The organism is Azospirillum palustre, from assembly GCF_002573965.1.
Classification (GTDB): domain Bacteria; phylum Pseudomonadota; class Alphaproteobacteria; order Azospirillales; family Azospirillaceae; genus Azospirillum; species Azospirillum palustre.
Genome location: NZ_PDKW01000038.1, coordinates 501553 through 527920 on the forward strand (window position 1 = coordinate 501553; position 26368 = coordinate 527920).

21 protein-coding genes are annotated in these 26368 nt (G+C 70.4%); 13 read left to right on the forward strand and 8 right to left on the reverse strand.

Features of this window, described 5'->3' with window-relative positions; all coding sequences use genetic code 11:
* Positions 1–33 precede the first annotated feature (33 nt).
* Both CRT60_RS06025 and cobA read left to right on the forward strand, forming a co-directional pair.
* Positions 34–2673, forward strand: a complete 2640-nt coding sequence (locus CRT60_RS06025) for a molybdopterin-dependent oxidoreductase (RefSeq protein ID WP_425290396.1) — start codon at positions 34–36, stop codon at positions 2671–2673.
* 109 nt (positions 2674–2782) lie between these two features.
* Entirely contained in the window at positions 2783–3682 is a 900-nt protein-coding gene (gene cobA, locus CRT60_RS06035; RefSeq protein ID WP_280177200.1) for a uroporphyrinogen-III C-methyltransferase, read from the forward strand.
* On the opposite strand, the gene CRT60_RS06040 is transcribed toward cobA, so the two are convergent.
* On the reverse strand, positions 3584–4366 hold the full coding sequence (locus CRT60_RS06040) for a C40 family peptidase (RefSeq protein ID WP_098735518.1): 783 nt from the start codon (positions 4364–4366) through the stop codon (positions 3584–3586). The two genes, cobA and CRT60_RS06040, sit on opposite strands and share 99 nt — an antisense overlap.
* Before the next feature lie 241 nt (positions 4367–4607).
* Between CRT60_RS06040 and CRT60_RS06045 the strand changes: the two genes are divergently transcribed.
* Positions 4608–5687 carry a saccharopine dehydrogenase family protein gene (locus CRT60_RS06045; protein WP_098735519.1) on the forward strand — a complete coding sequence of 360 codons (1080 nt, stop codon included), beginning with the start codon at positions 4608–4610 and terminating at the stop codon, positions 5685–5687.
* A gap of 62 nt (positions 5688–5749) precedes the next feature.
* Here the strand turns inward: CRT60_RS06045 and CRT60_RS06050 are convergent, their stop codons facing one another.
* Positions 5750–8413: a methyl-accepting chemotaxis protein gene (locus tag CRT60_RS06050; protein ID WP_098735520.1), complete on the reverse strand. Its 2664-nt coding sequence runs from the start codon at positions 8411–8413 to the stop codon at positions 5750–5752.
* A 591-nt stretch (positions 8414–9004) separates the two neighbouring features.
* Between CRT60_RS06050 and CRT60_RS06055 the strand changes: the two genes are divergently transcribed.
* From CRT60_RS06055 to CRT60_RS06090, 7 genes are all read left to right on the forward strand, one after another.
* Entirely contained in the window at positions 9005–9358 is a 354-nt protein-coding gene (locus CRT60_RS06055) for an acyl carrier protein (protein WP_280177201.1), read from the forward strand.
* Positions 9355–10575 carry an acyl-CoA dehydrogenase family protein gene (locus CRT60_RS06060; protein WP_098735521.1) on the forward strand — a complete coding sequence of 407 codons (1221 nt, stop codon included), beginning with the start codon at positions 9355–9357 and terminating at the stop codon, positions 10573–10575. Before CRT60_RS06055 ends, CRT60_RS06060 begins: the two co-directional genes overlap by 4 nt.
* Positions 10572–11498 carry an amino acid--[acyl-carrier-protein] ligase gene (locus CRT60_RS06065; protein ID WP_098735522.1) on the forward strand — a complete coding sequence of 309 codons (927 nt, stop codon included), beginning with the start codon at positions 10572–10574 and terminating at the stop codon, positions 11496–11498. The genes CRT60_RS06060 and CRT60_RS06065 overlap by 4 nt, the downstream gene beginning before the upstream one ends.
* Before the next feature lie 8 nt (positions 11499–11506).
* Positions 11507–12454, forward strand: a complete 948-nt coding sequence (locus CRT60_RS06070) for a DUF1839 family protein (RefSeq protein WP_098735523.1) — start codon at positions 11507–11509, stop codon at positions 12452–12454.
* A gap of 6 nt (positions 12455–12460) precedes the next feature.
* Positions 12461–15136, forward strand: a complete 2676-nt coding sequence (locus CRT60_RS06080; RefSeq protein WP_425290397.1) for a glycoside hydrolase family 2 protein — start codon at positions 12461–12463, stop codon at positions 15134–15136.
* Complete coding sequence (locus CRT60_RS06085) at positions 15133–16944, forward strand: alpha/beta hydrolase (RefSeq protein ID WP_098735526.1); 1812 nt, start codon at positions 15133–15135, stop codon at positions 16942–16944. Before CRT60_RS06080 ends, CRT60_RS06085 begins: the two co-directional genes overlap by 4 nt.
* Before the next feature lie 97 nt (positions 16945–17041).
* Positions 17042–17569 (forward strand): DUF2867 domain-containing protein, encoded by a 528-nt coding sequence (locus tag CRT60_RS06090; protein ID WP_098735527.1) that lies wholly within the window; start codon positions 17042–17044, stop codon positions 17567–17569.
* 12 nt (positions 17570–17581) lie between these two features.
* On the opposite strand, the gene CRT60_RS06095 is transcribed toward CRT60_RS06090, so the two are convergent.
* Positions 17582–18832, reverse strand: coding sequence for a M20/M25/M40 family metallo-hydrolase (locus CRT60_RS06095; protein WP_098735528.1), 1251 nt, complete (start codon positions 18830–18832; stop codon positions 17582–17584).
* A 13-nt stretch (positions 18833–18845) separates the two neighbouring features.
* A complete protein-coding gene (locus CRT60_RS06100) occupies positions 18846–20123 on the reverse strand; it encodes an allantoate amidohydrolase (protein WP_098735529.1) in 1278 nt (425 codons plus the stop codon).
* 320 nt (positions 20124–20443) lie between these two features.
* Between CRT60_RS06100 and CRT60_RS06105 the strand changes: the two genes are divergently transcribed.
* A complete protein-coding gene (locus CRT60_RS06105) occupies positions 20444–20743 on the forward strand; it encodes a hypothetical protein (protein WP_098735530.1) in 300 nt (99 codons plus the stop codon).
* Between the two features lie 43 nt (positions 20744–20786).
* Here the strand turns inward: CRT60_RS06105 and CRT60_RS06110 are convergent, their stop codons facing one another.
* Positions 20787–20996 carry a hypothetical protein gene (locus CRT60_RS06110; RefSeq protein WP_098735531.1) on the reverse strand — a complete coding sequence of 70 codons (210 nt, stop codon included), beginning with the start codon at positions 20994–20996 and terminating at the stop codon, positions 20787–20789.
* Between the two features lie 173 nt (positions 20997–21169).
* On the reverse strand, positions 21170–21691 hold the full coding sequence (locus tag CRT60_RS06115) for a BON domain-containing protein (protein WP_098735532.1): 522 nt from the start codon (positions 21689–21691) through the stop codon (positions 21170–21172).
* A 194-nt stretch (positions 21692–21885) separates the two neighbouring features.
* On the opposite strand from CRT60_RS06115, the gene CRT60_RS06120 reads away from it, so the two are divergent.
* Positions 21886–24333 carry a membrane-bound PQQ-dependent dehydrogenase, glucose/quinate/shikimate family gene (locus CRT60_RS06120; RefSeq protein ID WP_098735533.1) on the forward strand — a complete coding sequence of 816 codons (2448 nt, stop codon included), beginning with the start codon at positions 21886–21888 and terminating at the stop codon, positions 24331–24333.
* Between the two features lie 53 nt (positions 24334–24386).
* Positions 24387–25004, forward strand: a complete 618-nt coding sequence (locus CRT60_RS06125; RefSeq protein ID WP_098735534.1) for a glutathione S-transferase — start codon at positions 24387–24389, stop codon at positions 25002–25004.
* 63 nt (positions 25005–25067) lie between these two features.
* Here the strand turns inward: CRT60_RS06125 and CRT60_RS06130 are convergent, their stop codons facing one another.
* Both CRT60_RS06130 and CRT60_RS06135 read right to left on the reverse strand, forming a co-directional pair.
* Positions 25068–25946 carry a 3-hydroxybutyryl-CoA dehydrogenase gene (locus CRT60_RS06130; protein ID WP_098735535.1) on the reverse strand — a complete coding sequence of 293 codons (879 nt, stop codon included), beginning with the start codon at positions 25944–25946 and terminating at the stop codon, positions 25068–25070.
* Between the two features lie 110 nt (positions 25947–26056).
* Positions 26057–26368, reverse strand: a 312-nt coding sequence (locus tag CRT60_RS06135) for an electron transfer flavoprotein subunit alpha/FixB family protein (protein WP_244592305.1), incomplete at its 5' end; no start/stop codon positions are given.

Below are 26368 nucleotides of genomic sequence, written 5' to 3' on the forward strand. Positions count from 1 at the left end.
GGAGCGGAGTCGTCCTCCGGGCCGAAACGGGAGGTGAAGACCACCTGTCCCTATTGCGGGGTCGGGTGCGGGGTGATCGCGACGGTGGCAGCGACTGGTGCCGTGACCGTGCGCGGCGATGCCGACCACCCGGCGAACCGGGGACGGCTCTGCTCCAAGGGATCGGCGCTGGCCGACACGCTGGTGCCGGACGGGCGGCTGCTGCATCCGGAAATCGACGGGCAGCGCGTGTCCTGGGACGAGGCGCTGGACGCGGTGGCCCGGCGCTTTTCCGACACCATCGCCCGGCATGGGCCGGATTCGGTGGCCTTCTATGTTTCCGGCCAGCTGCTGACCGAGGATTACTACGTCGCCAACAAGCTGATGAAGGGCTTCATCGGTTCGGCGAACATCGACACCAACTCGCGGCTGTGCATGGCCTCGTCGGTCGTCGGGCACAAGCGCGGGCTTGGCGCCGATGCGGTGCCGGGGACTTACGAGGATTTCGAGTGCGCCGATCTGGTGGTGCTGGTCGGGTCCAACCTCGCCTGGTGCCACCCGGTGCTTAACCAGCGGCTGCTGGCGGCGCGGGCCGAACGCGGCACGCGGATCGTCGTGGTCGATCCGCGGCGGACCGACTGCGTCGATGCCGCCGACCGCCATCTGGCGCTGAAGGCCGGCACCGACGCGCTGCTGTTCAACGGGCTGCTGGCCTATCTCGACAGCAACGGCCATCGCGATGCCGGCTTCGTCGCCGCCCATGCCGAGGGGGTCGATGAGGCGCTGGCCGCCGCCCGCGCCGACGCGCCGGACATCGCCACCGTCGCCCGCCGCTGCGGTCTGGACGAGGCGGAGGTCGCCGCCTTCTATGCCGAGTTCGCCGCGACGGACCGGGTGGTGACGGTCTACTCGCAGGGCGTCAACCAGTCCTCCCAGGGCAGCGACACCGTCAACGCCATCCTGAACGTCCATTTCCTGACCGGGCGCATCGGGCATCCCGGCTGCGGCCCCTTCTCCGTCACCGGGCAGCCGAACGCCATGGGCGGGCGCGAGGTCGGCGGGCTGGCGAACCAGCTGGCCGCCCATATGGGCTTTACCGCAACGGAGGTGGACCGGGTCGGCCGCTTCTGGAATGCGCCGCGCGTGGCGGCCAAGCCGGGGCTGAAGGCGGTCGATCTGTTCCGCGCCATCGAGGCCGGCACGGTCAAGGCGGTGTGGATCATGGCGACCAACCCCGCCGTCAGCATGCCCGACGCCGGCCGGGTCCGCCGGGCGCTGGAGCGCTGCGAGACGGTGGTGGTCTCCGACTGCATCCGCGACACCGACACCGGCCGCTTCGCCCATATCCGCCTGCCGGCCAGGGGCTGGAGCGAGAAGGACGGCACCGTCACCAACTCCGACCGCACCATCTCGCGCCAGCGCGCCTTCAAGGATGGGGAAGGGGAGGCTCGGGCCGACTGGTGGATCGTCACCCAGGTCGCCCGCCGGATGGGCTTCGCCGACGCCTTTCCCTATGAGAGCGCCGCCGAGCTGTTCCGCGAGCATGCGGCGCTGTCGGCATTCGAGAATGGCGGAACGCGGGCCTTCGACATCGGGGCGCTGGGCGGGCTGGACGATGCCGGCTATGACGCGCTGGCGCCCTTCCCCTGGCCCTGGCGGGCGGATGCCAAGCCGCAGAAGCGGCTGTTCGGCGACGGGCGGTTCTTCACCGATGACGGTCGCGCCCTGCTGCTGCCGGTGACGGCGAAGCCGCTGCCGCGCAGCGTGCCCGACGGCGCCCTGCTGCTGAACACCGGCCGGCTGCGCGACCAGTGGCACACCATGACCCGCACCGGACTGTCGGCGCGGCTGTCGGCGCACGCGCCGGAGCCTCGGCTCGACATCCACCCGGCAGACGCGGCGGCGCGGGGGCTGGTGGATGGCGGGCTGGCCCGCATCACCACCCTAGCCGGGGAGGCGCTGGCCCGCGTCCGCGTCACCGATGCCCAGGGCGAAGGCACCGTCTTCCTGCCGATGCACTGGACCGAGCGCTTCACCGGTGCCTGCGTCATCGGCCGGCTGGTCGACGACGAGGCAGTGGACCCGCTCTCCGGCCAGCCCGACCTGAAGCGGATGCCGGCGACGGTGGCGCCCTGGCGGCCGGACTGGACCGCCTTCCTGCTGGTCCGCCATGCCGTGGAGCCCGGACATGGCGGCTATTGGGCGCGCCGCGCCGTGGCGGGCGGGCATCTGGTGGAGATGGCGGGGACGGGAGCGATCCCGGCGGTGGCTGCCTGGCTGCCCGGCCTCGATCCGGCCGAGGCGGTGGTGGAGTTCCGCGACGAGGCGCGCGGCGGCCTGCGCATGGCCTGGATGAAGGGCGACCGGCTGGAGGCCTGCCTGTTCGTCGCCGCCGACGGGCGTCTGCCGCCGCGGGGGTGGCTCGCCGGGCTGCTGGCGGCGGACAGTCTGGAGGACGGCGCACGGGCCGGGCTGCTCGCCGGCCGGGCGCCGGGGGTGCTGGCGGATGAGGGGCGGATCGTCTGTGCCTGCTTCAGCGTCGGGATCAACCGGCTGGTGGGTGCCATCCGCGACCGCCGGCTGACCAGCGTGGCGGAAATCGGTGCGGCATTGAAAGCCGGCACGAATTGTGGATCCTGCGTGCCCGAACTCAAGGAGGTGCTTCGTCATGCCCACCAGCGCGAAGTGGCTTGATGGTCTTGCGGCGCTAGCGCGCCTCTTGGTGCCGCGGTTCGCGGGCTTTGGCGGTGGCGGCTCGACCTTGCTCCCTCTCCCCCCCGGGGAGAGGGTCGGGGTGAGGGGGATGCACAGGGTGGATTTTTGGTTGAGGGCCGCCGCGCGACCCCCTCACCCTAACCCTCTCCCCGGGGGGGAGAGGGGATCTTGCTCCGCTCGGCAGAACAAGTGCGGGCAAGTCACCCTCGTCGGCGCCGGCCCCGGCGACCCGGATCTGCTGACCGTCGCGGCTGTCAAGGCGCTCGCCGCTGCCGAAATCGTGCTCTACGACGCTCTCGTCGGCGACGGCATCCTCGACCTCGCCCATCCCAACGCCGAGCGCATCTGCGTCGGCAAGCGGTCCGGCCGGCATTCGCTGCCGCAGGGGGAGATCAACGCGCTGATCGCCTTCCATGCCCGGCGCGGCAAGCGGGTGGTGCGGTTGAAGGGCGGCGACCCGATGGTGTTCGGCCGCGCCGGCGAGGAGATCGAGCATCTCGACAGCCTCGGCATTCCGGTTCGCGTCATTCCCGGCGTCACCGCGGCGCTCGGCTGCGCCGCCTCCGCCGGGCTGTCGCTGACGAAGCGCGGGGTGTCGCGCGCCGTCACCTTCGTCACCGCCCATGGCCGCGACGGCGAGCGGTTCGAACCGGACTGGGCGCGGCTGGCCGATCCGCAGGGCACGCTGGCGATCTATATGGGGCGCGAGCAGGCGCGCGCGGTCGGACAGGGGCTGACCGGGGCCGGGCTGCCCGCCGCGACGCCGGTGCTGGCGGTGGAAAACGGCTGCCGGCCCGACGAGCGCCGTTACTGGACGACGCTCGGCCGGATGGCGGAGCAGGGGGTGGCCGCCGGCAAGGGGCCGACCCTGCTGCTGGTGGGCGAGGCGCTACGCCCGCGCAATGCCGTCGATGACATGGTTGGGACGGCGGACCCCATTGACCTCCGCGCGCTCGGCGACCTCGCTGAGCGGCTCGATCACGACTGACATGGTGAAGACGGTGGCGTGCAGCAGGTTCGTCCCGTCCACCATCAGCCCGACATGGCCGGGGAAGAAGACGATGTCGCCGCGCCGATACTCGACGCCGCGACCGTCCTCGGACAGCCACGCCCCCAGCCGCCCGTCCTTGCGCTGCATGCCGCTGCTGTGGTGGGAGACCGTCCCGGCCGCCGCCATGGCGGTCAGCACCAGCCCGGAACAGTCGATGCCGAAGCTGCTGCGCCCGCCCCAGACATAGGGCGTCTCCAGGAAGCGCAGGGCGGTGGCGATGTGGTCGGTTGCAGGCGCGGCGTCCATCGGCTCCAGCCAGCCCGCGAACAGCCACAGCCCGTCGTCGGTGCCGACCCAGCCGTTTTCGGCGCGGCCGTCCAGCGTCACCAGCGACCCGAAGCTGAGCGTCGCCACCGGCGGCGCCCGGTGCGTCGGGCCGGGGTGCAGGTCGGCGCGCAGGGCCCGCACGCGGTGGGTGGGGTCCGCCGGCTCCCGGTGCGCGGTGCCCGGCGGCAGCCAGCCGACATGGCCGTCGAAGGCGTTCTCCGCCCGCAGCCAGCCGTCACGCTCCTCCAGAATGCGGAAGCGCTCGCCGCGGATCATCTCGCTGGTCTGGGCGATGCCGTCCTGCGGCTCTTCCAGCAGGACGGCGTGCGGGGCGGTCAGTTGGCGGATGGTCATGGGGACGGGCCGGATTTGGGGAAACCGGCTGGGACCTTAGCGCCGCCGCCGCGGTGGTGCGAGCGATAAAGCGTGTCCGTCATTTCGCCGGGATTTCCGTCATTTCGCCGGAAAACTCAAGCGCCACCGGCGCATTGCCCGGTTCTGCCCGGCTGTTCCAGCCGACATGCTTCGTGTGCGGGCCAAACCATCGGCATGGTCCGCCAACACGGGACATGGCTGAACAGAGGAGCGGGAGACCATGGCAACGATGAAGGTTCTGGTTCTGGGTGCCGGCAAGATCGGCTCGATGATCGGCACGCTGCTGTCGGAGACCGGCGATTTCGCCGTCACCATCGGCGACCGGGACGAGGCGCTGTTGTACCGTGCCGAACGGGCCGGGCTGCGGGTGACGCGCGTCGATGTCGAGGATCCGGCGTCTCTGCGCGCCGCCATGGCAGGCCAGCAGGCGGTGTTGAGCGCCTGCCCCTTCACCCTGACCCCCGCCATCGCCACCGCCGCCGTCGCGGCCGGCGCCCATTATCTCGACCTGACCGAGGATGTCGCCGCCACCCGCAAGGTGAAGATGCTGGCGGAGACCGCCGGCACGGCGCTGATCCCGCAATGCGGTCTGGCGCCGGGCTTCATCTCCATCGTCGGCCATGACCTCGCCCGCCGCTTCGACGAGCTGCACAATTTGCATCTCCGGGTCGGCGCGCTGCCGCAATACCCGACCAACGCCCTGAAATACAACCTGACCTGGAGCACCGACGGGCTGATCAACGAATACTGCAACCCGTGCGAGGCCATCGTCGATGGCCGCCCGCACGAGGTGATGCCGCTGGAGGGCGACGAGCGCTTCGCGCTGGACGGCGTCGATTACGAGGCCTTCAACACCTCGGGCGGGCTGGGCTCGCTGTGCGAGACGCTGGCCGGCAAGGTGCGGAACCTAGACTACAAGACGGTCCGCTACCCCGGTCACCGCGACATCGTCCGCCTGCTGATCCGCGACCTGCGGCTGGGCGAGCGGCGCCATCTGCTGAAGGACGTGCTGGAGACCGCGGTGCCGCTGACCCTGCAGGACGTGGTTCTGGTGCTGGCGACCGCCACCGGCATGCAGGACGGCGAGCTGCGGCAGGAAACCTTCGCCACCAAGATCTACAGCAAGCCGATCGCCGGCCGGACCTGGAGCGCCATCCAGGTCACCACCGCCGCCGGCATCTGCGCCGTGCTGGATCTGCTGCGCGAGGGCTCCATCCCTCAGGCCGGCTTCATCCGGCAGGAACAGGTGCCGCTGGACGCCTTCCTGAACAACCGCTTCGGTCGGCATTACAAGGGGTGAGGCGATAAGGCGGGGCCATCCCGGGAATCCTCGCCATGCATCCCCCGCCCCCTCTCTAACTTTCAGGCCGCCCGCATTTCCCCGACCAGCCCGTCGACCTGACCGGCCAGCGTCCGCAGCTGCTCCTGCACGGTGGAGGAGGCCGACAGCACGCGGTTGGCCGACTCCCCCGACTCCCGTGCCGCGTCGGCGACGCTGTCGATGTTGCCGCGGACATGCTGGGTGCTGTCCGCCGCCTCGCCGACATTGCGGGCGATCTCGCGGGTGGCGGCGCTCTGCTGCTCCACCGCGGCGGCGATGGTGGCGGCGATCTCGTTGACCTCGCGGATGGTGCCGGCGATGGAGCGGATGGCGTCGACCGCCTCCTGCGTCACCGACTGCATGGCGGCGATCTGGGCGGAGATGTCCTCCGTCGCCTTCGCCGTCTGGGTGGCAAGGCCCTTCACCTCCGACGCCACCACCGCGAAGCCCTTGCCGGCTTCGCCGGCCCGCGCCGCCTCGATGGTGGCGTTGAGCGCCAGCAGATTGGTCTGGCCGGCAATACTTTGGATCAGCCCGACGACCTCGCCGATGCGGCCGGCGGTCTGGGCCAGCCCCTCCACCGTGCGGTCGGTGCGCTCCGCCTCGTCCGCCGCCTTGCGGGCGATCTGGCTGGAGGCGTGGACCTGGGTGCCGATCTCCTGGATCGAGGCGGACAGCTCCTCCGTCGCGGCGGCGACCGCCTTGACGTTGCCCTCGGCCTGCTGGGAGCTGCCGGCGGCGGTCGTCGCCTCTCCGGCGGTCAGGTCGGCGCTGCGGCTCATCCGCTGGGCCATGTCCTGCATTTCGCCGGCCGCCTGGGAAACGCGGTCCAGCACGCCGCGGACGCTGCTCTCGAAATTCTCCGCCATCTCGACCATGGCGCGGCGGCGTTCGCCGGCGGCGCGGCCGCGTTCGGCCTCAGCCCGCGCGTTGGCGGCCTTCGCCTCGTTGGCGGTGTCGCGGAAGACCATCAGGGCGCGGGTCATGTCGCCGATCTCGTCGGCGCCGGCGGCGGGGATCGCCGCGTCGAGCCTGCCGGCGGCAATCGCCCGCATCGCCTCGGACAGCGCGCTGAGGCGCGCGACGATGTGGCGGCCGACCACCAGCCAGGCCAGGGCGGCGGCACCGATCAGGCTGCCGACCGCGAACAGGACCAGCATCTTGCGGCCGGCGGCGATGGTGTCGTCGGTGCCGGCGACCGCGGCCTTGGCCTCCTCCCGCATCGCGGCGATCTTGCGGTCCACCGTGGCGGCGAAGCGCTGGGCCAGCTGCCGGTTCTCGACGAGCATCCGCTCGGTGTCCGCCATCGCCGCGAGTTCGCCGCGGCGCAGCGCGATCACCCCCTCCTCGCCGCGGCCGAAGCCGATCAGCGCCTTCACCAGGGCGGCCAGAACCTCGGTGCCGGCGGCATTGTCGCCGGCCTGGGCGCGCAGCGTGCCGATCCGCTCGAACAGGGAGGAGGAGGCGGAGGAAAAGCGCTTTTCCAGCAGGTCGAGCCGGGCGGCGTCGGGGGCCTGCGACGCCTCGTTCAGGGCGCCGGTCAGGGCGGTGCCGTAGGTCGACAGCTCCAGGTTCGTGCGGAACTGCTCCAGCCCGCGGCCAAGCAGATCCTGCACCGCGTCCTGCACCTGGGACCGGATGTCGAAATTGGCGCGCTTGATGTCGCTCTGCACCTTGCGCAGCGGCGCGTTCAGCAGGGTGAGCAGCTGTGCCGCCTGCGTCCGGGCGACCGAAAGCCGGTCGGCAAGCTGACGGTCCGCAGTGCCGCCGCCGCTCCCGGTAGTGCTCCCGGTGCCGTCCAGCGCCGCGCGCCGCAGGTCGAAGACATTGTCCTTGCCGTAGCCGAACAGGAACAGCGCATCGATCTTGGCGGAGGCGTCGGCGGGCAGCCGGTCGCCCAGCGTGCCGAGCGTGGCCGTCACCTGGGACGAGGCCTCCAGAAAGGATTGCTGCTGCTCGCCGACGGTCTTGGCGTCCTGCGCCGCGCCGGAGCGGTTCATGGCGTCGAGCGCCCCGGCGATGCCGCCGCGCAGGTCGTAGAGCGCGATCATCGAGCGCACGGCGTCCGACAGCGCCCCCATCTCGCGGTCGGTGCCGCCGTCGAGCGCCATGCCCTTTTCCTGCAACGCCTGGCCCGACCCGTCGACCAGCGGCGCCAGCGTCTTCAGGAAGCCGTCATAGGTCTGGGCCAGCCGGACGGAAGCCGCCTCGCGCCGGTCGTGCAGGGACAGGCGCCGGGCAACGCCGTCGTTGATGCGGTCCAGCGTGCCGATCAGGGCATTGCCGGTTTCGCGCACCTCCGACAAAAGCGGGTCCTGCGGCCGGCGCCCGGCCAGCTCGTCCACCAGGGAGAGAAAACCGCGGGCGCGCTCCTGCGCCTCCGTCCGGAGACGCTCCCGCTCCTCCTGGCTGGCGGCGCCGTCCAGCATCGGGGCGGCCGAGGCGATGGCGCCGCTTTCGCCGGCCAGCCGGGTCGCCAGCTCCATCTCCGGCAGGCTGGTATCGGCGATCTGCGCCATCGGCCGCTCGACCGCCGAGAAGGACATCAGCCCGACGCCGCTGGCCGCCACCGTCATCGCCGCCATGCCGGCGAAGGCCAGCATCAGCTTCGCCCGCACGCCCAGCTGCAGGCCGGGGCGGCGTCCGGCGCCTGTACCGGACAAGTCGGGACCGGGCTGCGGGGCGGTGTGTTCGGCGGTGGTCATGGCGTCGGTGTCCCTTGGGGGCGGGTGTGGTCGCTGGTCGATCTGCACGAAACAAGGCCGGCACGAACTTGGCCGGGCGTCGGCAGCCTCTTGGAGGCCACAAGTCCGCATTGCGCGCAATCATGGCAATGCAAGCGTTGAGAAATGCTTGCGACCATCGGCCACACCGACCCTTGCATGCTTTTCGACAGGCTGAGCAGTCGTCAACTTCTTTTTCCGTGACCGAAAAAAGATAGTCACCACCCTTCCGCTATACGGAAGAGGTAGGCAAAATGGATGGGAAAATTCCACCCTCTTGAAACTCTGTTGCCCGCCGCCGGTGGCGCGCGGCCCGCGGTGCCGCGGGGCAGGCGCCGCCTGTCTTCCAATGCCCAAGCCCAAGCCCCGGCGCGAGCCTATGCGCAAGGATCATGGCCATAGCGGGCAGCACCAAAGCGATCCGGGCTATCGACCGACCCTATCCCTGTGCTTACCCCCACCGGTGAAAAAGCGATCACTTGGATAGCGGTGCGGCCATACCGATGCCGAGTGGAAGCACCGGGGTGGCGTGGCTAGCTTCAGACCAGCAAGTTTCCCCGAGGGAATTCGAGAATGTCGCAGGATGCCAGCCCGCCTTACGCCAATTCTTCCCGTGAGGGCTTTCAGGCCGCCGGGGGTCTCGGACGTCCGCCCTCCGCCGGTGGCGCCGACGACGAAACGATCGCCGGCATCCGCTCCGTCCTGGCGGAGTGCGGCGGGCTGGCGGTCGATGCCGGAACGCTCGCCATCGACGACGACCTCTACGCCGCCGGCCTGACCTCGCACGGCTGTGTCGGCCTGATGCTGGGGCTGGAGGAGCAGTTCGACGTCGAGTTTCCGGAAAAGCTGCTGAACCGCCGCACCTTCGAGAGCATCGCCGCCATCCGTGATGCGGTGCGCGGCCTGGTCGGCGGGGGCGAGGCGTGACCGCGGCCCTGGCCGGCTTGGCCGAGCTGAACCCAGCCTCGGTCCCAGCCCAAGCCAACATCGCGGCCCGCGCGCGCACCATCGGCGCCGAGATCGCCGCGCGCCACGCCGCCGCCGTCGACCGCGACGGCCGCTTCCCCAGCGAGGCCTTCGACTCCCTGCGCGAGCAGAAGCTGCTCGGCGTCATGATCCCGGCGGAGCTCGGCGGCGGCGGCGCATCGCTGTTCGATGTGGCCGCGGCCTGCCATGCCCTGGCCCGCGGCTGTGCCGCCACCGGCATGATCTACGCCATGCACCAGATCCAGATCGCCTGTCTGGTCAACCATGGCAGCAACGGCTGGCACCGCGGCCTGATGGAGCGCATCGCCGCCGAACAGCTCCTGCTCGGTTCCGCCACGACGGAGAAGGAGACCGGCGGCGACATCCGCAACAGCGTCTGCGCCGTGCAGGCGGATCCGACGGACGGCAACGGCTTCACCCTGGCGAAGAACGCGTCGGTCATCTCCTACGGCGACCAGTCGGACGTGATCCTGGTCACCGCCCGGCGCAACCCCGACGCCCCGTCGTCGGATCAGGTGCTGGCGGTGGTGACCAAGGACGACTACCGGCTGGAGAAGACCAGCCTCTGGGACGCGATGGGCATGCGCGGCACCTGCTCCGACGGCTACCGGCTGGAGGCGGCGGGCGTCATCGACCAGATCCTGCCGCTGCCCTACGCCGACCTGTCGGCCCAGACCATGCTGCCGGTCACCCACATCCTGTGGAGCAGCACCTGGCTCGGCATCGCCGCCGACGCCGTCAGCCGGGCCCGCGCCTATGTCCGCTCGGAGGCCAAGCGCAAGCCCGGCACCACCCCGGCGTCCGCCGTGCGGCTGGCCGAGGCGACCGCCAAGCTCCAGCAGATGAAGGCCGTCATCCTGGCCGCCATCCGCCAGTACGAGTTGGCCTGCGGCTCGCCCGAGCGGCTGACCAGCCTCTCCTTCGCCACCGCCATGGGCACGCTGAAGGTGACCACCTCGGAACTGGTGCGCGAGGTGGTGGAGGCGGCGATCCGCACCTGCGGCCTCGCCGGCTACCGCAACGACACCCCCTACAGCCTGGGCCGCCACCTGCGCGACGCCCATTCCGCCGCCCTCATGATCGGCAACGACCGCATCATGTCGCACATCTCCACACAGCTGCTCGTCCAGCGCGACGGGTCGGGGGCCTTCGAATGAACATGGTCGACATCACGGCCGCCCAGTCCGCCTATCGCGACGAGCTGGTGGAGTCGGGCCTGCTGATCCCCACCGGGGTGGACGGTCTCTATGGCCGCAGCGGCGTCTTCGAAGATGTGGTGGAGCGCTTCGACGCGCTGGTCACCCGTTGGGGCGGCCAGGACGGGGCGGAGGTGATGCGCTTCCCGCCGGCCCTGAACCGCCAGTATTTCGAGGAAAGCGAGTATCTGAAGAGCTTCCCCCATCTGGCCGGCACCATCCACAGCTTCGGCGGCGACGAGAAGGCGCACCGCAGCCTGCTGCGCCGGCTGGAGGAGGGACAGGACTGGACCGAGGATCAGGTCGCGACCGACGTGGTGATGACGCCGGCCGCCTGCTACCCGGTCTATCCGACCATCGCGCGGCGCGGCCCGCTGCCCGGCGAGGGCAAGCTGATCGACGTCTTCTCCTACTGCTTCCGGCATGAGCCCTCCATCGACCCCGCCCGCATGCAGCTGTTCCGCATGCGCGAATACATCCGCATCGGCACCCCCGATCAGGTGGTGGAGTTCCGCGAGCTGTGGCTGGAGCGCGGGCGCGCGATGATGGGCTCGCTGGAGGTGCCGCTCGACGTCGATGTCGCCAACGACCCCTTCTTCGGCCGGGCCGGCACCATGCTGTCGAACAGCCAGCGCGAGCAGAAGCTGAAGTTCGAGCTGCTGATCCCGATCACCAGCACCGAGAAGCCGACGGCCTGCCTCAGCTTCAACTACCACCAGGACCATTTCGGCCATCTGTGGGACATCCACACCGCCGACGGCGACGTCGCCCACACCGCCTGCGTCGGCTTCGGCATGGAGCGCGTGGCGCTGGCGCTGTTCCGCCACCATGGCTTCGACACGGCGCAGTGGCCGGCGTCGGTGCGCAAGGTCCTGTGGGGGTAACCGGCACCATGTGGACGCAGCGCCACCCCGACGGCTACGACCGGCATCCCCTGCATCAGGGGGAGCGGATATGGCCGGAGACCAACTGCTACGTCGATCTGTGGATCGAGGCGCTGCACGCCCGCGGACTGGAACCGCGGGCGATGCTGGGCTTCACCGTCACCCAGGATTTCGAAGGCGACCAGTTCACCTTCTTCAAGGTGCCGCTGGAGGATCTGGAGACGTTGTACCGCCTGCGCGTGCAGGAGCTGGCGATCTACGACAGCGTCGAAGCCCATGTGGCCGAGCAGCTGCGGCGCAGTCCCGATGGTGGTCTGGTGCTGGTGGAGGTCGACGGCTTCCACCTGCCGGACACCCGCGGCACCTCCTACGGCACCACCCATGTGAAGACGACGGTCGGCATCGTCCGCATCGATCCGGCCGCCGGCACGATGGATTATTTCCACAATGCCGGCTTCTACCGGCTCGACGGTGCCGACTACCAGGGCGTCGCCGCCGCGGCGGACGGGCCGCTCTTCCCCTATGTCGAGTTCGTGAAGCCCGGCGGGACGGCGCTGGAGGGCGGGGCGCTGGTCACCGCGTCGCTCGATCTGCTGCGCCGCCATCTCGCCCGCCGTCCCGCCGGCAACCCGGTGACGGCCTACCGCGCCGCCTTCCCCGAACATCTCGACCGGCTGCTCGCCCGGCCGATGGAGTATTTCCACCTCTACGCCTTCAACCTGCTGCGCCAGCTCGGCGCGAATTTCGAACTGCTGGGCGCCCATCTCCGCTGGCTCGACGGCCCTGCGGACGCGGTGGAGGCCTGCCAGTCCATCGCCGAGGGCGCCAAGGCGATGCAGTTCCAGCTGGCCCGCACCGTCGCCCGGCGCAAGGCGCCCGACCTGACCGACAGCTTCGACCGGCTGGAGCGCGGTTACGACACCGTCATGGGCAGTCTGGCCCGCCGGTACGGGTGAGCGGCGATGGCCCTAATCCGAGCGGTCACGGGACAGCGGCGGACCCTTCTGGATCGGGGATGGACTCTGACCGTCTCGGCGCCCGGCGATAACCTCCCTCTCCCGCCCCGGGAGAGGGAAGGGGCCCATGCGCAGCATGGGAAGGGTGAGGGGTTAGGCACGAAGCCATGCGGTTCGGGGCCATGCGGTTCGGGACTCTTGGATCACCCCTCACCCTCCCCACTTCGTGGGTCCCCTCCCTCTCCCGGAGCGGGAGAGGGAGCTATTGGGGAGGGCATCCCCGCCCCGGTTCCCGGCACCGCCGCTGAGGCGCTCCAGGCCGCCGGCCTGTGGTCGGCGGAGGACCCCGCGCCGCTGCATGACAAGGATGTCGTCTACCGCACCCGGCTGACCGGCCATGGTCCCCATGTCCTGCGCTTCCACGGCCTCGCCACCATCGCGGAGGTGCGGCTGGACGGCGAGCGTATCCTGACCTCCGACAGCATGTATCTGGCCCATGAGGTGCCGGTGACGCTGACCGGCGAGGCGGAGCTGTCCATCCGCTTCCACGCCCTGCACCCGGTGCTGGCGGCGAAGAAGGGACGCGCCCGCTGGCGTCCCAAGCTGGCCGAGCCGGCGGGGCTGCGCTTCGTCCGCACCACCCTGCTGGGCCACATGCCGGGCTGGTGCCCGCCGATCCATGCCGTTGGTCCCTTCCGCCCGGTGGAGCTGGTGGAGGACACCGGCCCGTGCCGTGTCGTCGCCGCCGACCTGCGCAGCGGCTATGACGGGCAGGACGGACATCTGTCGCTTCGCCTGACGGTGGAGGGCGCTGCGCCCGGCACCTCCGGGTCGGTCGAGGTCGCCGGCCGCACGGCGCCGCTCGTCTTCGACGGGGTGGACGGCTTCACCGCCGACCTGACCCTGCCGGGCGTCGAGCCCTGGTGGCCGCACACCCATGGCGAGCCGGTCCTGTACGGCGTCGCCGCCCGGATTGGATCGGTCGAAATCGATCTCGGCCGTGTCGGCTTCCGCTCGCTCGCCGTCGACCGCGGGGCGGACGGCACCGGCTTCGCGCTGCTGGTGAACGGCGAGCGCGTGTTCTGCCGGGGCGGCTGCTGGGTGCCGGTCGATCTGGTCGGGCTGTCGTCCGACCGTGCCGCCTACGAGCCGGAACTGCGCCGGATGCGCGAAGCCGGCGCCAACATGGTCCGCGTCGGCGGCACCATGCTCTATGAGGGCGACGCCTTCTTCGAGCTGTGCGACGAGTTGGGCCTGCTGGTCTGGCAGGACGCCATGTTCGCCAATTTCGACTATCCGACCGACGCCGCCTTCCTCGACAGCGTGCGGGCGGAGATCGCCCAGCTGCTCGACCGCACCCAAACCTCGCCGTCGCTGGCGGTGCTCTGCGGCGGCAGCGAGATGGAACAGCAGGCGGCCATGCTGGGCCTGCCCCGCGCCTCCTGGGTCCAGCCGGCGCTGGGCGCGGTCATCGCGGAAGAAACCACGGCCCGGCGCCCCGACCTGATCCAGGTTCCGAACTCCCCCAGCGGCGGGCCGCTGCCCTTCATCGCCAATGCCGGGGTGAGCCATTATTACGGCGTCGGCGCCTACATGAAGCCGCTGGAGGATGCCCGCAGGGCCGGCGTGCGCTTCGCCAGCGAATGCCTCGCCTTCGCCAACTTGGCCGAGGACGATCCGCTCGGCGTCCCGGCACTCCACCATCCGCGCTGGAAGCAGCGGGTGCCGCGCGACCCCGGCGCCTCCTGGGACTTCGAGGATGTGCGCGAGCATTATCTGGAGACGCTTTACGCCGTCGATCCGCGCCGCCTGCGCTACGAGGATCCCGACCGCTACCGCCGCCTGTCGCGTGCGGTGACCGGCGAGGTGATGCAGGCGGTGTTCGACGAGTGGCGGCGCGCCGGCTCCTCCTGCGCCGGCGGGCTGGTCTGGCAGTGGCGCGACCCTTGGGCCGGTGCCGGCTGGGGCGCCGGCTGGGGCGTGATCGCCGCCGACGGCACGCCGAAACCGGCTTGGTACGCGCTGAAGCGCGCCTTCCGCCCGCTGCGGGTGATCCTGACCGACGAGGGCGTCAACGGGCTGGCCGTGCATCTGGTCAACGACGCCGCCCGCCCGGTGGAGGCTCTGCTGCGGCTGACCGCTTGGCGGGACGGGGCGGTCCCGGTCCTGAAGGCGGAGCGTCCGGTGACTATTCCGGCGAGGGGTGCGGTGGCGCTGGCCGCCGCCGAGATGTCCGACCGCTTTTTTGACACGACCTACGCCTACAGGTTTGGGCCTATCTCGCACGATGTGGTCACGGCGCAGGTGCTGCTGGCCGAAAGGGACGCGGAACCAATTGACGAGTCTCATTATTTTCCAAAGGGACGCGCGCTGCCGCGCGCCGACCTGGGGTTGACGGCGGTGGTGGAGTGCCAAGGCGACGAGTGGGCATTGCGGCTGGCGACAGGACGGTTCGCCTGTTCGGTGCATGTCGAGGACGAACGGTTCCAGGCGGATGACGGCTGGTTCCATCTCGCCCCCGGCGTCGAGCGGGTGGTCCGTCTGCGGCCGCGGGCCGGTTCGCAGGGTGGTTCAGGGGTTGGGGTTACGGACGGGACGGCATCGGCCGGACGGATGGTGCCAGACGGCGAGGTCCATGCGCTGAACGCGCTGGCGCCCGTCCGCTACAGGGGGAACGCATGAAGCCGACACCGGTGGTGTTCGAGGGTTGTTTCGGATGGCTGCACCCGGCCGAGGGGCTGCGCGGGGTGGTCCTCTGCGGTCCCTACGGGTACGAGGAGCTGTGCGCCCACCGCGCCTGGAAGAGCTTCGCCGAAAGTCTGGCGTCCGCCGGGCTGCCGACGCTGCGGTTCGACTATCCCGGCTCCGGCGATTCGGCCGGCGACGACGGCGAGCCCGACCGGGTGCGTGCCTGGCTCGACGGCGTCAAGGCGGCGGTCCGCCGCCTGCGCGAGGACACCGGCGTCACCGACGTGACCCTGGTCGGCTTCCGCATGGGCGCGCTGCTCGCCACCGCCGCCGCGCTGGAGATGGCGGCGGACGGGCAGGGCATCGACAGGCTGGTCCTGCTGTCGCCGATCACCTCGGGCCGCAAGGCGGTCCGCGAAATGCAGACGCTGTCCTCCATCGTGCTGCGTCCGGTCTGCAACCCGGAACCGCCGGAACGCTCCTCCTGGCTGAACGTCATCGGCATGCCGCTGACGCCGGAAACCGCGCTGACGCTGGGCGGCCTCAACCCCTGCGACGCGCCGGCCCTGCCGGCGCCGCGCATCCTGATCGCCGACCGGCCGGAGGGGAAGACCCCGGTGAAGCTGGCCGCCCGCTGGCGCACGCTGGGTGCGATGGCGGAGCCGATGGGCGTCAGCGGCATGATGGAGCTGACCCAGCAGCCGCAGCGCGCCCAGGCCGCCGCCGCGTTCGAGCCGGTGCTGCGCTGGATCGTCGCCGCCGCCCCGGTCGCCCCCGGCGCCACCCCGCCGCCGGACCGCCCGGCCGGGCTGATGATGCCGACCGCGGTCGAACGCCCGATCTTCTTCGGCAGCGCGCCGGAGCTGTTCGGCATCTATTGCACGCCGGTCCTGGCCGATCCGGCCGGCAACCGGCCGGCCATCCTGTTCCTGAACAGCGGCGCCACCCACCATGTCGGCTCCGGCCGAGCCACGGTGGTGCAGGCGCGGCGGCTGGCGGCGCGCGGCTATGCCTCGCTGCGCATCGACGCTGCCGGCATCGGCGACAGCCCCGACCGTCCCGGCTTCCCCGACAACCTGCTCTACAACAAGGAGGTGATGGGCGACGTCCGCGCCGCCCTCAACTGGCTGGAGGAGCAGGGGCACGAGCGCATCGTCGTCATCGGCCTGTGCGCCGGCGGCACGCCTGCGCTGCATGCCGGCCTGGGCGACGACCGCGTCGTCGGCCAGATCGTCTTGAACCCCGGCCGCTTCGAGATGGGCGGCGGCATCGCCGTGTCGGAGCTGATGCGGACGGTCGCCTTCCGCTCCACCAAGGAATATCTGATCGAGGCGCTGAAGCCTGCCCGGCTGCGCGCCAGCTTCCGCAAGCCCGCCCGCCTGACGGGGCTGGCCAGGCGTCTTGCCGGGCGTTTCGTCCGCAAGGTGCTTCTCCGCACCGGCCTGACCCGCCACGCGCTGCGCATGTTCCGCCGCCTGTCGGCGGAAGGCCGGCGGGTGCTGGTGGTCTACAGCAGCGGCGACATGACGCTGGCCGAGTTCTACCTGCATCTGGGCGAGGGTGGCCGCGCGCTCGACGGCCTGTCCGGCATCGAGGTGGCCTATCTCGACCGTTCCGACCACAGCCTGACGGTGTGGGAGGCGCGCGACCGGCTGGACCGCATGATCGACCGCCATCTGGCCAATCTGGACAGCGCAGCGCAGGCGGACCCCGCCGCCTCGGACCTGACCGGCTGGGGCCTGGACCTGTCATCGGGAGGGCTGCCATCCGGGGGCCTGCCATCCGGCGAGCGGGTGGGGTAGGGCCCCCCTCCGGGACGGGCACGGGAGGCGTATTGACAGGGGCCCCGGTTGCGGCGGACCGTCTGCGGGATCGCCATGTCCCGCGGAGACCGTTCCGATGCACCGGATCGAGCTTTCGGACGTTCCGGCCGACTGTGCGCTGTATCGGCAGCTCCCGGCGGCGGACTTCCACGATTCCTACCGCTTTCCCGTTCCCGATCCGGGGCTGTCGGCGCTGGAACTCCTGATCCAGGTGCTGGCCGGCAGCCCGCCCTGGATCGAGCGGATGATGTGGCTGCGCAACAAGGCGGTCCGTCTGCTCGGCCTGAAGGATCTGGGCGCGCTCGGCGCCGTCGATCCCGCCAAGCCGGCCGGCTCCTACCGGCCAGGCGACCGGATCGGCATCTTCACGCTGGTTGAAAGCCGGGAGGACGAGGTGGTCGTCTGCGACCGCGACAGGCATCTCGACGTCTGGCTGTCAGTGCGCAAGCTCGCTTCCGACGGCGACCGCCATTGGGCGGCGGTCACAACGGTGGTGAGGACGAAGAACCGGCTCGGCAGGGCCTACATGCTGGTGGTCAAGCCGATGCACAGGATGATCGTCCCGGCCTCGCTGCGCAGCTATCTCGCCCGCAAGGCCGGGTGATCGTAACGCCTCTTACCCCAGCAGTTCCGCCAGCGACCGGGCCACCACCTGGGTCGCTTTGCGCAGGTCTTCCAGCACCAGCTTCTCGTCGGCGCGGTGGCCGTTGGCTTCCAGCAGGTCGCGCGGGCCGGCGCCGTAGAGGATGGTGGGGATGCCGGCCTCCGAATAATGGCGGGCGTCGGTGTAGAGCGGGATGCCGGTCTGCCCGACCGGAACGCCGAGAACCTCCTGCGCATGGGCGGCGAACAGCGCCGCCAGCCGCGGCGCGTCGCCGACCGAGCGGAAGGGGCGGGCCAGCAGGATGCGGCGGATGGAGACGCGGATGCCGTCCCGGCCGGCAGCGGCCCCCTCGATCAGCCCGCGCAGTTCGACCTCGACCTCCGCCGGGTTCTCTTCCGGGATCATGCGGCGGTCGAGGCGGAAGGTGACGCGGTCGGGCACCACGTTGGTGTTGATGCCGCCCTGGATCAGCCCGACCGTCAGCGACGGGTGGGTGATGCCGGCGACGCTCGACCGGCGCGTTGCCAGCTCCGGCCGGTGGGCATAGAGCGCGGTCAGGATGCCGGTCGCCGCCTCCAGCGCGTCATGGCCGGTGTCGGGGCGGGCGGCGTGGGCGGACTTGCCGTCGACCTGCACCTCCAGATGCAGGCAGCCATTGTGCCCGGTCACCACCGAATAGGCGAAGCTGGCCGACACCGCGTAATCCGGCTTGGAAATCCCCTGGTCGAGCAGCCATTTCGGCCCGATCTCGCCGCCGGCCTCCTCGTCATAGGTCAGGTGCAGCTCGACCGTGCCCTTCAGCGCAGCCTTGGACTCCATCAGCGCCCGAAGCGCGAAGGCGTAGCTGGCGAAGTCCGACTTCGACACCGCGACGCCGCGGCCATACATCACGCCGTCGCGGATCTCCGCGCCATAGGGATCGCTCGACCAGCCTTCTCCCGGCGGCACCACGTCGCCGTGGGCGTTCAGCGCCACCGTGGGCCCGTCCCCGAAGCGGTGGCGGATCACCAGATTGGTGGCGCTGATCATGCCGTTGGCCCGCACCAGTTCGGCCGGCACCGGGTGGCGCTCCACCGTGAAGCCCATCGCCTCCAGCAGCTCGGCGGCGCGGACGGCGTGGGGGGCGCAGTCGCCCGCCGGGTTGTCGGACGGCACCTTCACCAGCTCCGCCAGGAAACGGACCTCTTCGTCGAAGCGGGCGTTCACCGCCTCATCCAGCGTGTTGGCCAGAGTGGCGGCGAGGGAGGGGGACAGGTCGGTCATGGCAGGCGGTCCGTCACGGGATGGAGGTTGCGGGCTGGAAATTCTCGACGAAGCGGGCGAGCACGCGGGCGCCGGCCTCGGCGTCGGCGGCGGTGATGCGTTCGGCCGGGTTGTGCGAGATGCCGCGTTCGCAGCGCACGAACAGCATGGCGATGTCGGTCAGCGCCGCCACCGCCATCGCGTCGTGGCCGGCGCCGCTCGGCAGCTCCGGCGCGTCCAGCCCCTCGGCCTCGGCGGCGGCGGCGACCTGCGCCATCAGCGCCGGGTGGCAGGCGACGGCCGGGCTTTCATGCAGGGTCTCGAAGCCGATGGCGACGCCGCGGGCGTCGGCGATGGCCTCCAGCCGGGCGCGCACCGCGCCGACCCGCTCCAGCCGCAGGGGATCGCGGTCGGCGCGCAGGTCGATGGTGAAGCGGACCTTGCCGGCGATGACGTTGGTGGCGCCGGGCGACGCCTCGATCCGGCCGACGGTGCCGACCAGCCGCTCCTGCCCGGAGCACAGCTGCTCCACCGCCAGGATCATCTCGGCCGAGGCCGCCAGCGCGTCGCGGCGCAGCGTCATCGGCACGGTGCCGGCATGGCCGGCCATGCCCTCCACCGTCACCGCGAGCCGGGTGGCGCCGGCGATGGCGGTGACCACGCCGACCGGCCGGCCCAGCGCCTCCAGCACCGGCCCCTGTTCGATGTGCAGCTCGGCATAGGCCAGCACGTCGTCAGCCTTGTAGGCGGCGGTGGCCCAGGCGGCGGGGTCGAGCCCGAAGGCGGTCAGGGCGTCGGCCAGCCGCGTTCCGGCGGCGTCGCGGCTGTCCAGCACCGCCGGGTCGAAGGTGCCGGCGATGGCGCGGCTGCCGATCAGGGTGGACTGGAAGCGCGTGCCCTCCTCGTCGCCGAAACCGATCACCTCGACGGCGAAGGGCAGGCGCCGGCCGCGGGCGTGCAGGTCGGCGACCACGGCGATGCCGCTCAGCACCCCCAGCATGCCGTCATAGCGCCCGGCATCGCGCACGGTGTCGAGGTGCGAGCCGATCAGCAGGGCCGGCAGCCCCGGCCGCTCGCCGTCGTAGCGGCCGACGATGTTGCCGACCGCGTCCTCGCGCACGCCCATCCCGGCCTCGCGCATCCAGCCGGCGACGAGGTCGTTGGCGCGGCGGTGTTCCGGTGTCAGATAGAGGCGCGACAGCCGCCCCTCCTCCGCGCTGATCGCCGCGAGCGCGTCGATGCGGTCGAGAAGGGCCGCTCCTGACAACGGGGATTGGGCCAGCGGAGAGTCGGACGGCAGGGGATCGGGCATCGACGGTTCCGAAATGCGCTGAGGAAGCGGGACGATGGAATCAGGACGATGGAAGCGGTTATACGCCCAAGCAGCACGCCCGCCCTAGCCCCCGGCCGGCGAAGACAGTTTCAAAGAATCCCGGAAAGGCGCGGCCCCGGCACCGTCCGCTCGTGCCGCAGCGCAAAAAGACAGGCGGGAATGCGTTGGTGGTGCCGAATAATGTCTACCACCCTCTGGAAGCCTCGGGCAGACTTCGTAGATGAGAATGAACAAAAGCACTGGATGACGGCGCGTATTTGCTGCAACCGCGAAAGAAACAGCTGAGGGGAGGTGCGTCCATGACGTCTTTCGATCCCGACATGCCTTTCGAGAACGCAACGCCGATTGGCCGGCCGGGTGCCGGCCTGTGGTTCAACAACCGGACCGAGCTGGTCCAGGCCCGCACGCTGGCGGGGTGGATCACGCTGCTGGCGGAGGACCGCGAGCTGGACGACCGCCAGCTGGCCGTCGCCACCGGGCTCGACATCGAGGATGTGCGCGCCGTGCGCGAGGGGGCCGTGGCGATGCTGCCGCCCCGGCTGCTGAACCGGGCGCTCGCCCGGCTGGAGGGCCGGAACGACGAAGGGCGGCTGCAATAGCTGCAAACCGCCCTTCGCGAAACCGATGCGCCGTGGCGTCGCGTCAGGCGACGGACAGGACATCCACATACATGTTGGCCGGGGCCGACAGGTGGATGCGGTACAGCATGCCGGACTGGTCGACGATGATGTCGGCGACCGGGTTCTTGGTCGACAGGTCGGTGACCGCGGCGCGCACGTTGCGCGGCAGCTGGTCCAGTTCGACGTCGCGGTAGCCGGACTTGTCGGAAAGCTTGATGGTCTTGTTGCCCATGATGGCAGCTGCTCTGTTCCAGAAGGCTTGAGAGGGGATACTCGATTGGCCGCGGGACAATGGTCCCCGGCGGTTAACCAACGGTTAAGCAGTCTCTCCGGCTCTCCGCCTCTGGCGCAGGGCAGCAGCGCATGCGGTGCAGGGGGGCGAACGCCCCCCGGCAAGCTCTTGATTCAACGGCGGTCGCGCCCGTCGTGGCCAGCCATGGCGTCTCCGTGCCGCAGGGTGTCGTCTTCCGGCAGCGGCTGCTTGCCCAGCACCACGGAGCTGTTGTCGAGCGCCGCCACCATCGCGTCCCGTGCCGGGGCGCCGGGGCCGGTCACGCTGCCCTCGCCCTGCGGGGCCGCCGGCTCGACCCGTTCGCCGATGCCGGCGGAGGTTGCCCCGCCCGGCGCGGTCCGGCCGGCGACGCGCAGGTCGTTCTGGACATGGCCGACGCCCGACACGCTTTCGGCGATGTCCTCCGCCCGGCGGCGCGCGGCGCGGTCGCCGACAGTGCCGGACAGCGTCACCTCGCCGCTCTCCACCCGCACGCCGATGTCGGAGGCGTCGATGTGGTGGTCGTCGGTCAGGCGCTCGTTGATGTCCTCCAGGATGCGCTCGTCGGAGCGGCGGTAGTTGCGCGGGCCGACGCCGCGATAGCGGGCCTGCGGGCTCATCTTGACGAACTCTTCGCTCCAGGGATGGCGGTGCATGGCGGCCTCCGTCTCGTTGATGTCAGACTCCTTTGCCCTTCAACAAAAGTTGCGCCCGCGGCGTTCCGGCGCGTGAGCCCGGCGCGCCCGGAAGGTCAGCCCTGCGGGGTGAAAGGGGATGGCGCGCGAATCCGCCGCAACCTTGGCCGCGCCCGGCTGTTCGGTCCGAAAAGCTTTCGGTCGAGGTGCGTGCCATGAAACATTCGGACTCGAACGTCGCCCTCTGGGCGATGGTCATCCTGCTGGCGGTTCTGGGGCTGGGGGCGCTGGGCGGCGGCCTCTGGCTGATCCTGCTGGGCGGTTCCTGGTATTACGCCGTCGCCGGCCTGCTGTTCCTCGCCACCGCCGCCCTGCTGGCGAAGCGGTCGCCGGCGGCCCTGTCGGTCTATGCGCTGCTGGTGATCGGCACGCTGATCTGGGCCTTGTGGGAGGTCGGGCTGGACTGGTGGCCGCTGTCGGCGCGCGGCGACGTGATCGCAGTGGTGGGATTCCTGTTGCTGCTGCCCTGGGTCACCCGCCGCCTGGGCGAGCGCCAGCCGATGGCCGGCGCACCGGCGCCCGGGGCCTATCCGGTCGGCGTCTTCCGCGGCACCGGCCTGCCGCTGACCGCCGCGCTGGCCGTCGTGCTGCTGGTCGCCGTCGCCTCCTGGTTCACCGACCTGCACCGCATCGACGGCACCGTTCCGGCGCGCCAGCAGACCGCCTCCGCCGCGGCTCCGGCTGGCGGCACTGGTCCGGTGGTCCCGGACGGGGAATGGCAGGCCTATGGCCGCACCGGCTTCGGCCAGCGTTATTCGCCGCTGACCGGCATCACGCCGGAGAATGCGGACAAGCTCCAGGTCGCCTGGAGCTATGAGACCGGCGACCGGCGCGGCCAGCCCGGCGATCCGAAGGAAACCACCTTCGAGGTGACGCCGCTGAAGATCGGCAACCGGCTGTTCCTGTGCTCGCCGCACCAGCATGTCATCGCGCTCGACGCCACCACCGGCAAGGAGGTCTGGCGCCGCGACCTGCAGATCGACCCCAAGCAGCTGGCCTTGCAGCACCTGACCTGCCGCGGCCTGTCCTACCGCCCGGCGCCGCAGGCCGCGACTGCCACGGCATCCACCCCGGCGGCCGGCGGCGCCTGCGCCGCCCGGCTGTTCATGCCGACCGCCGACGGCCGTCTGGTGGCGCTGAACCCGGAGGACGGATCGATCTGCACCGGCTTCGGCGAGAACGGGCAGGTCAACCTGTGGGCCAACATGCCCAACGTCCAACCCGGCGCCTATTATTCGACCTCGCCGCCGGTGGTCACCGCGAAGCTGATCGTCGTCGGCGGCACGGTGCTGGACAATGTTTCGACCAGGGAGCAGTCGGGCGTCGTCCGCGCCTTCGACGCTGACAGCGGCCGGCTGGTGTGGAACTGGGATTCGGCGAAGCCGGACCGGACGGCGCCGATTGCCGACGGTCAGACCTACACCGTCAATTCGCCCAACAGCTGGTCGATCGCCAGCGTCGACGAGGCGCTGGGCATGGTCTATCTGCCGCTGGGCAACCAGCCGCCCGACCAGTTCGGCGGCAACCGCAGCCCGGAGGTGGAGCGCTTCTCCTCCTCCGTCGTGGCGCTCGATCTGGCGACGGGGCAGGTGCGCTGGGTCTTCCAGACCGTGCATCACGACCTGTGGGACTATGACGTGCCGGCGCAGCCCAGCCTGATCGATTTGACCGTCAACGGCCAGACCGTCCCGGCCCTGGTCCAGCCGACCAAGCAGGGCGAGCTGTTCGTGCTCGACCGCCGCACCGGTCAGCCGGTGCTGCCGGTGACCGAGACGCCGGCGCCGCAGGGGGCCGCGGAGGGCGACCATGCCGCCCCGACCCAGCCGGTCTCGGCCCTGTCCTACGACCCGCCGCCGCTGAGCGGGGCCGACATGTGGGGGGCGACGATGTTCGACCAGCTCGCCTGCCGCATCGCGCTGAAGCGCCTGCGCTACGACGGCCGCTTCACCCCGCCGTCGCTCCAGGGCTCGCTGATCTATCCCGGCAATTTCGGCGTCTTCAACTGGGGCAGCGTCGCCGTCGATCCCCAGCGGCAGGTCGCCTTCACCACCCCGACCTACCTCGCCTTCGTCTCGCAGCTGGTGCCGCGCCAGAACGACACCGACCTCTATGTCCAGGGCGGCGAGCGGCCGCAATACAGCCTGCCGGCGCTGAACGAGAATTTCGGCGCGCCCTATGCGATCAAGCTCGGCCCCTTCGTCTCGGTGCTCGGGCTGCCCTGTCAGGCGCCGCCCTGGGGCTATGTCGCCGCCGCCGACCTGACGACCGGCAAATTGGTGTGGAAGCACAAGAACGGCACCACCCGCGACGCCTCGCCGGTGCCGCTGCCGTTGCGCATGGGCGTGCCCAATCTGGGCGGCCCGGTCATGACCGCGGGCGGCGTCGCCTTCCTGTCGGGCACCATTGACTATTATGTGCGTGCCTACGACGTTTCCACCGGCAGGCAGCTGTGGGAGAGCCGCCTGCCTGCCGGCGGTCAGGCGACGCCGATGACCTACCAGGGCGAGGACGGCCGGCAATATGTGCTGGTGGTGGCTGGCGGGCACGGCTCGCTGGGGACCAAGGGGGGCGATTCGGTGATCGCCTACGCGCTGCCGAAGTGACCTGTCCTCGACCGCCGGACCCTGCAACTCAACCGATCCCGGGAGGGCCTTCCTTGACCATCGTCGTCCATCATCTCAACAACAGCCGGTCGCAGCGGATCCTGTGGCTGCTGGAGGAGCTGGAGCTTCCCTATGAACTCCGCTTCTACCAGCGCGACAAGGTGACCAATCTGGCGCCGCCGGAGCTGAAGGCGGTGCATCCGCTGGGGAAATCCCCGGTTCTGGACATCGACGGACGGATCGTCATGGAGTCCGGCGCCATCGTCCAGCATCTGTGCGAGCGTGCCGGCCGTTTCCTGCCGCCAGCCGGATCGGACGACGCGCTGCGCCATCTCCAGCTGATGCATTTCGCCGAAGGCTCGGTGATGACCCCGGTGCTGCTCGACCTCTATGTCGGGCGGCTGGGCGAGGCGGGCGCGCGGCTGCATCCCCGCATCCAGGAGCAGCTGGCCAGCCATTTCGACTATCTGGAGTCCGAGCTTCGCCCGTCCGGCCATTTCGTCGGCGACAGCCTGACCGGCGCCGACATCATGCTCAGCTTCCCGATCGAGATTGCGATGATGAAGGGCAACCGCAGCCGCTGGCCGAAGCTCGCCGCCTTCGTCGACGCCATGCACGCCCGTCCGGCATGGCAGCGCGCGCTGGCCAAAGGTGGCGCCTACTTCAAGTAAGCGCCAATGAAAAGGCCCGCTCCGGTCTCCCGGGGCGGGCCTTTTTCACAAAACCGGCAATCCTCAGCGGGTCGGCACCGGAGGCGTCTGCGAATAGTCGTAGAAGCCGCGGCCGTACTTCTTGCCGATCCAGCCGGCCTCGACATACTTCACCAGCAACGGGCAGGGGCGGTACTTGCTGTCGGCAAGGCCCTCGTACAGCACCTGCATCACCGCCAGACAGGTGTCCAGCCCGATGAAGTCGGCCAGCTCCAGCGGGCCCATCGGGTGGTTGGCGCCCAGCTTCAGCGCGGTGTCGATGGCATCGACGCCGCCGACGCCCTCATACAGCGTGTAGACGGCCTCGTTGATCATCGGCAGCAGGATGCGGTTGACGATGAAGGCCGGGAAATCCTCCGCCACCGCGGCGGTCTTGCCGATGGCGAGCGTCAGTTCCTTGATGGCCTCGAAGGTCGGCTCGTCGGTCGCGATGCCGCGGATCAGCTCGACCAGCTGCATCACCGGCACCGGGTTCATGAAGTGCATGCCCATGAACTTGGCCGGACGGTCGGTCGCCGCCGCCAGACGGGTGATCGAGATCGACGAGGTGTTCGTCGCGATCAGCGCTTCCGGCTTCAGGTGCGGGACCAGCTTCTTCAGGAGGTCGCGCTTCAGCGCCTCGTTCTCGGTCGCGGCCTCGACCACCAGATCGCAGTCGCCGAAGATCGACAGGTCGGTGCCGGTGACGATGCGGCTGAGAGCCGCCGTCTTGTCCGTCTCGCTCAGCTTGCCCTTCTGGATCTGCCGGTCGAAGTTGCGGGAGATGCCGGCGAGCGACTTTTCCAGCGCCGCTTCGCTGATGTCGGACAGGACGACGTCGTAGCCGGCCTGGGCGCAGACCTGGGTGATGCCGCTGCCCATCTGGCCGGCGCCGATGATGCCAATCTTCTTGATCGTGGTCATGGAGGCTGTCCCGCGAAGGATGTGGAGTGGTTGATCCGCCGCGGCGTCACCGGTTCCGTCCGGTGACACCGCGGCGGTCCGGATCAGCGCGCCTTATCCAAGCTTTTCCGTCAGCTCCGGCACGGCCTTGAAGAGGTCCGCGACGAGGCCGTAATCGGCGACCTGGAAGATGGGCGCTTCCTCATCCTCAGCTCCGGCACGGCCTTGAAGAGGTCCGCGACGAGGCCGTAATCGGCGACCTGGAAGATGGGCGCTTCCTCATCCTTGTTGATCGCGACGATGACCTTGCTGTCCTTCATGCCGGCCAGATGCTGGATCGCACCCGAGATGCCGACGGCGATGTACAGCTCCGGCGCCACGATCTTGCCGGTTTGCCCGACCTGATAGTCGTTCGGCACGAACCCCGCGTCCACGGCGGCGCG